This window comes from Imperialibacter sp. EC-SDR9, assembly GCF_902498805.1.
Classification (GTDB): Bacteria; Bacteroidota; Bacteroidia; order Cytophagales; family Cyclobacteriaceae; genus Imperialibacter.
Genome location: NZ_LR701602.1, coordinates 37,408 through 49,383 on the forward strand (window position 1 = coordinate 37,408; position 11,976 = coordinate 49,383).

Below are 11,976 nucleotides of genomic sequence, written 5' to 3' on the forward strand. Positions count from 1 at the left end.
TATGAAAAAGAAAGTAATTCACGGCATTCTAGCTGCCCTTTTTGTGGTATTTACCTATGTGCAGTTTAACGACCCGGATCCGGAAAGATGGGTTACGTTGTACGGCATGGTTGCGGGATTGAGCCTGTTGCATGGTTTTTGGAAGCCATTGCCGTATGTGACCGTGGCGCTGATGGGGCTATGCCTGATATGGGCGCTTACGCTTATCCCTGGCATGCTTGAATGGTTTGCTGCCGATGATAAATCGGAAATGCTGGGGCACATGATGGACGATAAGCCCTATATAGAGCAAACAAGGGAGCTGGGTGGTTTGTTAATTGCCTCAGCCGCCTTGTTCTACCTTTGGTGGAGCTCAAGGCCTAAAAAGGAAGAACAAGCCTGATTGCATCAACTCACCAGCCTGATTTCACAATGTAGGGAGCAATGCGGTGCCTGTTCTTTTCAAACAGGTAGTGCATAACGCCGTCTTTTAGTCCCACATCCGGCACTATGATGTATCGGGCGTGGGCTGCCTTCATCGCTCCCAGGTAGATTTCAGAGGCGGGAATGATCACATCGGCCCGGTCGTGATTTAGCTGAAGCTTAAAAATGCGCTCCTCCAGTGTAAGCTGCGATAGTCTTTCAACGACTTCCTGAGCCTTCTCATAACTCAGCTTCTTGCCTTTCTTAATGCCCGACAACTCAAATATTTTGGAAATGTTTCCGCCAGTGCCAAGCGCCGTGATCTTTTGTGAATGGGTCGGGATTTTCTCCTCAATCCAGGCCTTCATTTCCTTCCACACTTCTGGCGAGTCTTTTTTGTCGAGCCGCCTGACACCTCCCAGACGGAACGACCTTGATGCTACTTTTTCTCTCTGCAAATAAACGTTCAGTTCTGTACTTCCTCCGCCCACATCGATGTGTAGGAAAGGAGCATCGGTGATATGAATGTTGACTGCCCGGTTGACCAACTCTGCCTCGGTGTCTCCTTCAATAATGGTTATTTCCAGCCCTGTTTCTTGCTTTACTTTTTGCTTCAGTTCTTCACCATTGCTTGCTTCTCTCATCGCCGATGTAGCGCAGGCCATATAATCGTCCACTTCATACAGGTCGATGAAAAGCTTGAAGGCTTTCATCAACTTAATAAACTTGAGGCTGGTTTTCTCACTTATTTGCCCTTGTGAAAAAACGTCGTGACCAAGACGCAATGGAAAGCGGATGTATTCAAGTTTTTTGAAGACCACATCATTGTCATATTCGATGACGTTAGTGACCTGCATTCTAATGGCATTGGAGCCAATATCTACGGCAGCTAGTTTCACGCTGCAAAATTAGAAGAATTACTATTAGGAAGCATTGCCGGGTTAAATTATACCTTCTCTGATGGCAAATTTAACCAAGCCAACTGTGGTAGTGTTCAGCTTGCGGCGGATGTTGTTTTTATGCTTTTCGACTGTTAGAGGGGAAATAAAAAGTTGAGTGGCAATTTCTTCCGCACTATACTCCATAGCAATGAGGCGCACGATTTCAATTTCTCGTTTGCTTAGTAAAATGCCCTCTCTGTGACCAGATGGCATCTTTAATGTTTGTGCAGGAAAGTATCTTTTGCCGTCTGCAATCAGTGTCACTGCCTGCATGAAATCTTTTACGTCGGCAGTTTTCAAAATATAACCATCAGCGCCAGCCTCTATCATTCCAGCAATGTCTACCGGGTCGTCCGACATGCTTAATGCAAGCACTTTAATTGAAGGGAAGTCCTTTTTGATAGATTCAGTCGCCTTTATACCGTCGATGGCAGGCATTTTTACATCCATTAGCACCAGGTCAGGTTGCAGTTCCTCGACTGCCTTCAGCACCTCTAGCCCATTTTTGCAAGTGGCAAGTACCTCGTAGCCGCCCTTTTCGGTCAGAAGAGAACTAATACTTTCTCTGAAAATTTCGTGATCGTCGGCTATTACTATCCTCATCCTTTGTCTCATTCACTCCAATCACTAACCGTTCACCCGAGTGGGTTGTTTCGTGAGAAATGATTTCAAGTGATGAAGATTGCTGTATTTCTTCAACAACCAAAGAATAAATGGAAGATTCATTCACTCTCATGCCCGAGGTAGTCATCGAGAGTTGAAAGGGAGTTGTAGCCAGCACGAAGAGACTTGTTTGCCAGGCCTCGTTGTGACTGCTGTTACTCACCAACGAATGAACACTCGTTAAAAGTAACAGACTGTCTTTAAACGATAAATTGCATTGCCCTTTTATGATGGTTAGTTCTATACTTTTTTTATTCTTGAGATTGAACTGAGTCACATACAGCGATAGGTGGTCGATGAATTTGTCAGTGATAAGCTTGCTAAGAGTTGTTTCCATTGGAGGAAGGGTAATAGCTGGGGTTGGAAGAGAGGGGAGGTCAGGGTTATTTTCAAGAGTTGTCAATTGATAAACGTCCTCGACGAAGTTTTTTCCAGGCAGCACAACTACATGCTGCTTAAGGTTGGGCTGTGAGCTCTTTTTTAAAGATTTAAGTCTCCTTCTTAGCCGTAAGCCGCTTGTTAGCAGGTAGGTGTAGCCGCCAATAAGCAACCCGGACACAGCAACGATCACGAAATTCATACGTGTAATTTTCCGTCAATTACACGCTTTTGGCAAAAGAAATAAATACCCCAAAACGGGTAATTTTAAGTTAGTTGATTGATCACAATTGGAACCTCGATAAAATAAGTGCACCCTCGACCTTTTGACGACTCCACAGAAAGTTTAGCATGCAGTGCTTCTGCCCGATCCCTGATATTGTCGGTGCCAATACCGTTCACTACCTTGTTGGGATCAAATCCGACGCCATCATCTTCGGTGGTAATGTGAATGGTATCAGCCTCCTGATGAATTTGAATACTTAATTCACCAGCCTTTGCATGCTTCAGGCAGTTGCTAATAATTTCTTGCAGCATCCTGAACAGATGCGTTTCTGCTTCTGGGTTCAACATGTATTCATCCCGGTCACAATAGAAGCTTAGCTTTAAGTTTGTGCTTTCTTCTACCTGGCGGCTCATGTCCCTGAGCGCTTCTACTAAACCGTATTTCTGAAGAGCTCCGGCCATCAAATTGTGAGAGATCTTCCGAACCTCATCAGCCGACTTTTCTGCGAGCATCACAGCTCGATTATTGGCCGAGCTGCCTTTTGTTTCGCTTTGCAAGCTGATTTTAAGGGCCGCCAGCATGCCACCCAGCCCATCGTGAAGCTCTCTTGCCATTCGCTTCCGTTCTTCTTCCTGGCCTTTTAGCAGCGACTCTATCCTCGTTATTTCAGATTCCTTCAGCAGTTGTTTGATTTTTTGATCGAATACAAGCTTTTCTTTTTCAGCCAGAAAAAGATCTGCCTGGTGTTTCTTTCGCTGTAGATAAAAGAAGCCAGCACCCCATCCAATCATGAAAATTACGCTAATGATATAGATGATTCTCTCGGTCTCCGTTTGAGCTATTTTTTGTGCCTGGAGCTCATTGTCTTTGGCAAGCAGGGCTATTTCGTTGTCCTTCTTTTCCGATTCATATTTCTTCTCCAGTTCTTCAATCCTTTTTTTCGTTTCTTCACTTCTTAAAGTGTCTTTCAGGGCGATTAACCTGGTTTGGATGTCGAGGGCAGCTTTGTAATTTTTTCTGGCCTGGTAGTGATCGAACAATGTTTTGGCGGCCTCTTCTTCCAACACGGGACTCACCTCCCTGGCCATATTGTAGCCTTTCAATATATATTCTTCGGCTTCCGGCCGGCCAAGAAGCGACAGTATGGAGCCAGTATTGTAGTATGCCGAAGGGATGCCGTATTTGTCGTTGGCTTCCAATTTGCTTTGCAGGGCCAGTTCATGATAATGAAGCGCACTATCCAGTTTGCCTAAATCACGGTACACGTTGCCAAGGTTATTCTCCGACATTCCTATTTCCATTCGATTTCCGAGCGTTTTTCTGATGTCGAGCGACTTTTTGAAATAAAAAGCTGCGGAGTCAAAATCGTTCTGCCTGGCCTTGTTGGTGCCGATGTTGTTGTACGCCATTGCTGTGCTTTGCTTAATGCCCATGGCTTCAGATTCTTTGATAGCCTTGCGATAGGAGGCTTCCGATTTGTCAAATTGCTCGAGCCTTGAGTAAATCACTCCCATATTGATGTACGAAGACATCAGACCTCTCCGGTCGTTTAGTTCTTCTTTTATTTTCACCGATTTCAAGTGATACTCCACGGCCTCTTCATATTCGCCTTTTTGCGCCAGCACATTTCCAATATTCATAAGAGCAATTGCCTGAAGTGTGGCGGTATCGGTAACATCGAGAGCTGTTTTGTAAAAGAACAGGGCCGAATCCAGCTCTCCAAGGTTTCTTTTGGCGTTGCCGATGCCGTTTATAGCGGAGGCATATTTGCTCGTTTCTCCGGCTTGAGAAAAATAGCTGGACGCCTTTTTGTAAGCGGAAATGGCAGCAGGAAAGTCCCCACTTTGCCTGTTCAGGTTACCGAGGTTCAGGTAGGCACCTCCCAGGCCGCTGAGGTCTTTTGTTTTTTCGTAGGCGAGAATCGTTTGTTCAATAAAATAGCCCGCCGAGTCTAATTTCCCCTGACTGTTATAATATACTGAGAGGTTGTTGAGCCCCTGTGCGAGGCCTTTGTTCAATGATTCTTTTCCGGCTAAGTTGATTTGGAGTTGTGCATAAATTTTTGCCTCATCTGGTGAAAATTTGATGGTTTCTATAAAAAGGGAATTGTACAAGTCCGACTTAACTTCGGCGGAAGAGGCCTGTGATAGAGCTGCCTTTAAGGAATCAAGTGGCGTAAGGGTCTGGTTTTTAGCAGATAGTGAACTGGGTAGCGAAAATGAAATCGAAATAATTAAAATAATCAGTTGGCAGCGCATATAGTCAAAATTTAAGCTCAGTTTAAATATGCAAATATTTTTAGTTATGCCAATTGTGGTATATTTGCACCTCTTATCAAGAAAGACTGAGGGATGGGCCCTTTGAAGTCTTGGCAACCTTCCACCTCCCTGGGGAATAGGTGCCAACTCCCACTTGGAGAACGTAATGTGTAAAGCATTATTTATCCGAGACAGATAAGCGTAATCCTTCCTTTGGATACCTTTCCTGATAAGAGAATTAATGTGGCTGGTAAAGTGTTCTATGCTTTCGCTGGAATATTTCAAACCAAAACAAAAACACTTTTATGAATATAGAAGAGATCTTAAAGGAAAGAATTCTTGTGCTTGACGGTGCCATGGGTACCATGATTCAGCGCTACAACCTGGAAGAAAAAGATTTCAGGAATGAGGCACTCAAGGATCATCATATCCCCCTGAAGGGAAATAGTGATTTACTCAATATCACGAGGCCGGATGTTATCAAGGCGATCCATAAAAAATACTTCGAGGCAGGAGCGGACATAGCCGAAACTAACACCTTTACCGGTACATCGATCGCCCAGGCTGACTATGCTTTGGAGCACCTGGTATATGACATCAACTTCCAGGGGGCAAGGCTTGCCAGGGAAGCTGCCGACGAAGCAACCGCTCTTGATCCCTCAAAACCAAGGTTCGTGGCGGGGTCTATAGGGCCAACCAACAAAACCGCCTCACTGTCTCCGGATGTAAACAACCCTGGTTACCGGGCCATCGATTTCGATGGATTGAAGGATGCTTACAAAGAGCAGTTGCGTGCATTGATGGACGGCGGTGTTGATATTATTCTCGTAGAAACAATTTTCGATACGCTGAATGCCAAGGCGGCGCTTTTTGCCATCGAAGATGTGTTTGAGGAAAGAGGCGTGAGGCTTCCTATTATGGTGTCCGGCACCATTACTGACGCCAGTGGTCGCACCCTTTCAGGGCAAACTACCGAAGCATTTTTGATATCGATGGAGCATATGCCACTGATGAGTGTGGGCCTTAATTGCGCACTTGGAGCGTCTCAGCTAAGACCTTATCTGCAGATTATGTCAGAGAAGTCAAATTTCAATGTAAGTGCACACCCTAACGCCGGTTTGCCGAATGAGTTTGGCGAGTACGACCAGACGCCTGAGCAAATGGCTGCGCAAATAGAGGAGTTTTTGAAGGAGGGCATGATCAATGTTATTGGCGGTTGTTGTGGCACCACACCAGATCACATCAAACTGATTGCAGAAACGGCAGCGAAGTATAAGCCAAGGAAGGTGACCTCGCTTGAGGCTGAAAGTGTGTAACTGATACTGCTCATCAAAACTGGCCGAGCCTGGAAGTATCAGAAATGCCCGGCGAAAAATAATCAAAGACAATTAAAGTAGAATTAACTGTGGAAAACTCAAATCTTGCTATTGATCCTCTTCCCCTCAAGCTCAGTGGACTAGAGCCCCTCATTATTAATAAGGATACAAACTTTGTAAATATTGGCGAGCGTACCAACGTAACTGGTAGTAAGAAATTCGCAAGATTGATCCTGGAGGGTAACTACGAAGAGGCCGTGAGCATAGCCCTGGAGCAAGTGCAAAATGGTGCGCAAATTGTCGACATCAACATGGATGAAGGCATGCTTGATGGGGAGAAGGCCATGGTGACCTTTATCAACCTGCTGGCTGCCGAGCCGGAGATTGCCAGAGTGCCCTTCATGATCGACTCTTCTAAGTGGCACATCATCGAAGCCGGGTTAAAATGCTTGCAAGGCAAGGGTATTGTTAATTCTATTAGCCTGAAAGCCGGTGAGGAAGAGTTTCTTGAGCAGGCAAAGAAGGTGAAACGGTATGGTGCCGCCGTGGTGATAATGGCTTTTGATGAGGATGGTCAGGCCGACTCCTACGAGCGCCGCATCGAAATTTGCGAGCGGTGTTACCGCCTTTTGGTCGATAAAATTAATTTTCCGCCTGAAGATATCATTTTCGACCCCAATGTGTTTCCTGTCGCTACCGGCATGGACGAGCACAACAACAATTCCCTCGATTTTTTCAGAGCAACCAAATGGATCAAAGAGAACCTTCCTCATGCGAGAGTGAGCGGTGGTATTAGTAACGTATCCTTCTCATTCAGGGGCAATGACCCCGTAAGGGAGGCCATGCACACAGTCTTTTTGTACTACGGTATCAAACACGGTCTTGACATGGGCATTGTGAATGCAGGCCAAATAGAGGTGTACGACGAAATACAGAAAGACCTTCTGGAAAGAGTGGAGGACGTAATCCTTAATCGGCGGCCCGACGCCACGGAACGGTTGCTCGAATTTGCTGAGACCGTAAAGTCTAAAGGCAAGGTAAAGGTGGTCGACGATGCATGGCGCAAAGGGAGTGTAGAAGAAAGGCTGAGCCATGCGCTGGTCAAAGGCATTGTGGAATTTGTAATTGAGGACACGGAAGAGGCCAGAATAAAATACGAAAGTCCTTTGAAGGTGATTGAAGGCCCGTTGATGGCAGGCATGAACATAGTTGGTGACTTGTTCGGCGAAGGTAAGATGTTTCTGCCCCAGGTGGTGAAGAGTGCCCGGGTGATGAAAAAATCAGTCGCCCACCTCATTCCTTTTATGGAAGAAGAGAAAAGAAGAACTGGAAACACATCGTCCAATGCGAAAATACTTCTTGCCACGGTGAAGGGCGACGTTCATGACATCGGCAAAAACATAGTCGGTGTGGTGCTGGCTTGTAACAACTTCGATATTGTCGACCTGGGTGTGATGGTGCCAGCCGAAAAAATCCTGGAAGCTGCCGTTCGGGAAAAGGCCGATGTGATTGGCCTAAGCGGGTTGATTACACCATCACTCGACGAAATGGTGCATGTGGCCAAAGAAATGGAGAGAATGGGAATGAAGACGCCATTGCTTATTGGTGGGGCTACCACCTCCCGTATTCACACAGCAGTAAAAATTGCTCCCAACTACTCAGGGCCGGTGGTTCACGTGCTCGATGCGTCCAAAAGTGTGCCTGTAGCCAGCGAGCTCATAAATCCCGATACAAGAGAAGCCTTTGCCAGCAAAGTTCGAAACGAATATGACGAAGCAAGAACGGACCACGCCGGTCGGCAGAAAGAGAAGAACTACATTTCGATAGCTGAAGCAAGAAAGAAAAAGGCACCCGTCAATTGGGATGATTTTGTGCCGAAGAAGCCAAATGCACTGGGCGTTAGTGTATTCAAGAATTATTCTCTGGAAGAGATCAGACCCTATATCGACTGGACGCCATTTTTCTCTACGTGGATGCTGAAGGGAAAGTATCCGGCTATTTTTGACAATGAAATCGTTGGAGTTGAAGCCAGAAAACTGTTCAACGATGCTAACCTGATGCTTGACGAGATCATAGCCAAGGGCTCGCTGAAAGCCCATGGTATTGTTGGCTTGTTTCCAGCCACGGCGGTTGATCATGAAGATGTGAAGATTTTAGATGAGTCAGGAAAAGTGCTTACCACGTTCCATTTCCTTCGCCAGCAGGGCAAAAAGGCAGCAACGGTACCCAACCTGAGCCTGGCCGATTTTGTGGCACCCGCAGAGACTGGGAAGCAAGACTATATGGGAGGGTTCGCAGTTACAGCTGGGGATGGGCTCGACGTTATCGTCAAAAAGTACGAAGCCGATCAGGATGATTACAATAGTATCATGGCCAAAGCCCTTGCTGATCGGTTGGCTGAGGCTTTTGCAGAATTGCTTCATGAAAAAGTAAGGAAGGAGCTGTGGGGCTACTCGCCAGATGAAAAGCTAGACACCGACCGCCTGATCAAAGAGGACTATGCTGGCATTCGTCCGGCACCGGGCTACCCGGCCTGCCCCGACCACACGGAAAAGAGGCTTTTGTTTGACCTGCTGGATGTAGAAAAAAAGACTGGCATCATCCTTACAGAGTCTTTTGCCATGTACCCTGCGGCTGCGGTAAGCGGTTTTTACTTCTCACATCCTGACTCTAAGTATTTTGGTTTGGGTAAAGTAGAAAAGGATCAGGTAGAGGAATATGCCCAGCGCAAAGGCTTTTCTTTGGACGACATGGAAAAATGGTTAGCGCCAAATCTCAATTACAATATTTAATCAAAGACACTTCAGAGTAACCCGAAGTGCTGCAATAGCTGAAAAATGAAAGTAGTAGATCATATTAACAACGCTAAGAAAACCCTGTTCTCTTTTGAGATTTTGCCTCCGCTAAAAGGGCAGAGCATGCAGGCGATCATCGACACTATAGAACCCCTGATGGAGTTTAAGCCTCCTTTTGTAGATGTAACTTATCACAGGGAGGAGTACATGTACAAAAAGCGCCAGGATGGACTTTTGGAGAAGGTGACGATCAGAAAAAGACCCGGTACAGTCGGCATTTGTGCAGCTATTATCAATAGATTCAAGATCGACGCAGTTCCTCATATTATTTGTGGAGGTTTCAGTAAAGATGAAACAGAGGACGCACTTATTGACCTTGACTTTCTTGGGATCGATAATGTGTTGGTGCTTAGGGGTGATCCAATTAAGTCGGAGGGAGCTTTTGTAGCCGATCCCAATGGACACAAGTATGCGTCGGAACTGCTGGCGCAGGTCATCAATATGAACAATGGTCGCTATCTGCACGAAGAAACTGAAGGCAACCACACCAATTTTTGTATTGGGGTGGCGGGGTACCCTGAAAAACATTTTGAAGCACCAAACCTGTCGACGGACATTCGCCATCTGAAGCGAAAAGTAGAAATGGGAGCGCAGTATATTGTTACTCAAATGTTTTTTGACAACAACGAGTTTTTTGCTTTTGAGAAAAAGTGCAGAGAGGAGGGCATTACCGTGCCAATTATTCCTGGTCTCAAGCCGATTACCTCTGTCCGTCAAATGACTGCATTGCCGAGGTCGTTTTTCATCAACTTACCCAACGACCTGGTAAATGAGCTTGAAAAATGCAAAGACAATAAAGCCGCTAAAACTGTTGGTATTGAATGGTGTATTAATCAGTCCAAGGAACTGATGGCTGGAGGAGTGCCGGTGCTGCACTACTACACCATGAGCCGTGCTGAGTCAGTGAAGGACATTGCATCTGCTTTGTTTTAAGATAGGAGGAGAGTGCTGATATGGTTAGATTGCTGCTGAAGAGCCCTTTCTGCGAGTAAACAGAGGAAATAGCGAACAAACCATGAAGATTATTGAATGCCCTCGGGATGCGATGCAAGGCTGGAGAAGCTTTATTCCTACGCAAAGTAAAGTTGATTACATCAATCAACTGCTTAAGGTAGGCTTTGATACGATAGACTTTGGGAGTTTTGTTTCTCCCAAAGCTATCCCGCAAATGAGGGACACGGCGGAAGTGCTTTCAAAGCTTGACCTTTACGATTCCCAGACTAAGTTATTGGCTATTATTGCCAACCTGAGAGGTGCCGGGGAGGCTTGCCTGCATAAGGAAATTAGCTACCTGGGCTTTCCTCTTTCCCTCTCGGAAACCTTCCAACAGAAAAACACAAATAAGAGCATCGCTGAGGCGCTGGCTATTGTTCAGGGGATTCAAAACCTTTGTGTCAAACACAACAAAGTGTTGGTGGTCTACCTGTCTATGGGCTTTGGCAATCCTTATGGTGACCCTTACGAACCAGCTCTCGTAACTGAGTTTGTGAACAGACTCGATGCGATGGAAATTAAGATTATTTCCTTGTCAGACACTGTAGGTGTTTCTACACCCGCCAATATTATAGCCTTATTTGAAGAGGTCATTCCAGCTTTTCCTCATATTGAGTTTGGCGCTCATTTGCATTCAACAAAGGAATCGGCGTGGGAGAAAATAGAAGCTGTGTATCAGGCCGGGTGCAGACGAATGGACGGAGCTATCAATGGCTACGGCGGTTGTCCCATGGCGGACAACGATCTGGTGGGAAATATGGCTACGGAGCAAATTACTGCCTTTTGTAGTGACCACTCTATTCAAACAGGGTTAAAGGATGATCAGTTTTTGAAATGCTTAAAATTGGCTTCGGTGGTTTTTGCTAACCAATAGTTTTACGGGCAGTTTTTTAACCAGGCATCCTTCCCGCCCTTTGACCCCAGCTTTTCGGCCTCCAAAAAGTCCCTGCAGGCAAGCTCAGGGTACTCAGTTTCAAGAAGGGCCATTCCCCTGAGGTAGAAGCCGGTGCCTCTGTCTTTGCTCGAATATTTGAGAAATGAATTGAAGTCAAGAACAGCAATATCGAAGCTTTTGAGCTGATAGTGACAATAGCCCCGGCCCATAAAGCAGTCGGAATAGTCGGGGTTGATTTCAAGAGCATGGGAAAAGTGCCTGACGCCGCTTTCATAGTCTTGCTTGCCAAATGTGCTGACTTCACCCAGGTAGTAGTAGGCGCTGTCCCAATTTGGTTGTTTCGTTAAGGCGCTGTAAAAAGCGCTGTCGGCTTCATCAAACTTTGATGAATTTTTAAGGGCAATGCCTTTTTTTAGGTAGAAGAAAGCACTGTCTGCTGCCGTTTCTGAATAGCTTAAGCCCCTACTGATGTGTTCCAAAGAACCATTAAAGAACTTCAGTTTTTCGGAGGACAGAATGGTCGCCATCCTGGCGGTTTCCAGGTTCCGTACGCCAACACTTCTGTAAGCAAAGTCAAGTTGTTTTAATGCAGGGAACCACTTCTTCTCTGCGTAAAGCTCTTTTGCTTCGTTATAGTAATAAATGGACGCATACACCTGCATGGAAAGCGGAATGCAGATCACCAGCCCAATCAGAAGTACCATGAATAAGCTCACCATGATTTTTGTGCGCCGGGAGAAGACCACTGGCTCCGGCGGCTTCCGTGCCCGTGCTTTGTTCCTTTTAAAATAGGGATCACGATCTCTTGGGGAACTGGATGAGGGTGAGGGTGGTGGTTTTGGTTGGCTGAATTGCTCGTATGTAAACGTAGTACCAGCGCTGGAAAGTACCTGGTAAGCCTCCAGCACCTGCTTGAACCTCTCCTCGGCATCTGAATCCCCCGGGTTTCTGTCAGGGTGGTATTTGAGCGCCAATTTCCGGTAGGCAGCCTTTATTTGCGCTTGCGTGGCACCGTACTGAACACCTAATACCTGATAATGGTCTGCCAT

At 46.0% G+C, this 11,976-nt stretch carries 10 protein-coding genes and 1 riboswitch; of the genes, 5 read left to right on the plus strand and 5 right to left on the minus strand.

Annotation, left to right across the window (positions count from 1 at the left end; translation table 11 throughout):
- Position 1 precedes the first annotated feature (1 nt).
- Positions 2 to 382 (plus strand): transmembrane 220 family protein, encoded by a 381-nt coding sequence (locus GC130_RS21680; protein WP_152000457.1) that lies wholly within the window; start codon positions 2 to 4, stop codon positions 380 to 382.
- 10 nt (positions 383 to 392) lie between these two features.
- Here the strand turns inward: GC130_RS21680 and GC130_RS21685 are convergent, their stop codons facing one another.
- The 4 genes from GC130_RS21685 to GC130_RS21700 all read right to left on the minus strand — a co-directional run bounded on the left by GC130_RS21685 (position 393) and on the right by GC130_RS21700 (position 4,868).
- Positions 393 to 1,301 carry a phosphatase gene (locus GC130_RS21685; protein ID WP_152000458.1) on the minus strand — a complete coding sequence of 303 codons (909 nt, stop codon included), beginning with the start codon at positions 1,299 to 1,301 and terminating at the stop codon, positions 393 to 395.
- A gap of 42 nt (positions 1,302 to 1,343) precedes the next feature.
- Positions 1,344 to 1,946: a response regulator transcription factor gene (locus GC130_RS21690; protein WP_193217945.1), complete on the minus strand. Its 603-nt coding sequence runs from the start codon at positions 1,944 to 1,946 to the stop codon at positions 1,344 to 1,346.
- Positions 1,897 to 2,586 (minus strand): hypothetical protein, encoded by a 690-nt coding sequence (locus GC130_RS21695; RefSeq protein ID WP_152000460.1) that lies wholly within the window; start codon positions 2,584 to 2,586, stop codon positions 1,897 to 1,899. The genes GC130_RS21690 and GC130_RS21695 overlap by 50 nt, the downstream gene beginning before the upstream one ends.
- Positions 2,587 to 2,651: 65 nt before the next feature.
- Positions 2,652 to 4,868 carry a tetratricopeptide repeat protein gene (locus GC130_RS21700; RefSeq protein WP_152000461.1) on the minus strand — a complete coding sequence of 739 codons (2,217 nt, stop codon included), beginning with the start codon at positions 4,866 to 4,868 and terminating at the stop codon, positions 2,652 to 2,654.
- A gap of 70 nt (positions 4,869 to 4,938) precedes the next feature.
- A riboswitch (SAM riboswitch) is annotated at positions 4,939 to 5,070 on the plus strand.
- Between the two features lie 103 nt (positions 5,071 to 5,173).
- On the opposite strand from GC130_RS21700, the gene GC130_RS21705 reads away from it, so the two are divergent.
- The 4 genes from GC130_RS21705 to GC130_RS21720 all read left to right on the plus strand — a co-directional run bounded on the left by GC130_RS21705 (position 5,174) and on the right by GC130_RS21720 (position 10,906).
- On the plus strand, positions 5,174 to 6,184 hold the full coding sequence (locus GC130_RS21705) for a homocysteine S-methyltransferase family protein (RefSeq protein WP_152000462.1): 1,011 nt from the start codon (positions 5,174 to 5,176) through the stop codon (positions 6,182 to 6,184).
- Between the two features lie 89 nt (positions 6,185 to 6,273).
- Positions 6,274 to 8,976, plus strand: a complete 2,703-nt coding sequence (gene metH, locus GC130_RS21710; protein WP_226940570.1) for a methionine synthase — start codon at positions 6,274 to 6,276, stop codon at positions 8,974 to 8,976.
- A 45-nt stretch (positions 8,977 to 9,021) separates the two neighbouring features.
- On the plus strand, positions 9,022 to 9,972 hold the full coding sequence (metF, locus tag GC130_RS21715) for a methylenetetrahydrofolate reductase [NAD(P)H] (protein ID WP_152000464.1): 951 nt from the start codon (positions 9,022 to 9,024) through the stop codon (positions 9,970 to 9,972).
- A gap of 82 nt (positions 9,973 to 10,054) precedes the next feature.
- Entirely contained in the window at positions 10,055 to 10,906 is an 852-nt protein-coding gene (locus GC130_RS21720; protein ID WP_152000465.1) for a hydroxymethylglutaryl-CoA lyase, read from the plus strand.
- A 2-nt stretch (positions 10,907 to 10,908) separates the two neighbouring features.
- Here the strand turns inward: GC130_RS21720 and GC130_RS29290 are convergent, their stop codons facing one another.
- Positions 10,909 to 11,976 (minus strand): DnaJ domain-containing protein, encoded by a 1,068-nt coding sequence (locus GC130_RS29290; RefSeq protein WP_152000466.1) that lies wholly within the window; start codon positions 11,974 to 11,976, stop codon positions 10,909 to 10,911.

Bases quoted from the DNA above. Each gene is read 5' to 3' on its own strand.
- GC130_RS21720 (WP_152000465.1), top strand. From the start codon at position 10,055: ATGAAGATTATTGAATGCCCTCGGGATGCGATGCAAGGCTGGAGAAGC.
- metF (WP_152000464.1), top strand. From the start codon at position 9,022: ATGAAAGTAGTAGATCATATTAACAACGCTAAGAAAACCCTGTTCTCT.
- GC130_RS21700 (WP_152000461.1), bottom strand. From the start codon at position 4,868: ATGCGCTGCCAACTGATTATTTTAATTATTTCGATTTCATTTTCGCTA.
- GC130_RS21690 (WP_193217945.1), bottom strand. From the start codon at position 1,946: ATGAGGATAGTAATAGCCGACGATCACGAAATTTTCAGAGAAAGTATT.
- GC130_RS21705 (WP_152000462.1), top strand. From the start codon at position 5,174: ATGAATATAGAAGAGATCTTAAAGGAAAGAATTCTTGTGCTTGACGGT.
- GC130_RS21680 (WP_152000457.1), top strand. From the start codon at position 2: ATGAAAAAGAAAGTAATTCACGGCATTCTAGCTGCCCTTTTTGTGGTA.
- GC130_RS21695 (WP_152000460.1), bottom strand. From the start codon at position 2,586: ATGAATTTCGTGATCGTTGCTGTGTCCGGGTTGCTTATTGGCGGCTAC.
- GC130_RS29290 (WP_152000466.1), bottom strand. From the start codon at position 11,976: ATGGCAGACCATTATCAGGTATTAGGTGTTCAGTACGGTGCCACGCAA.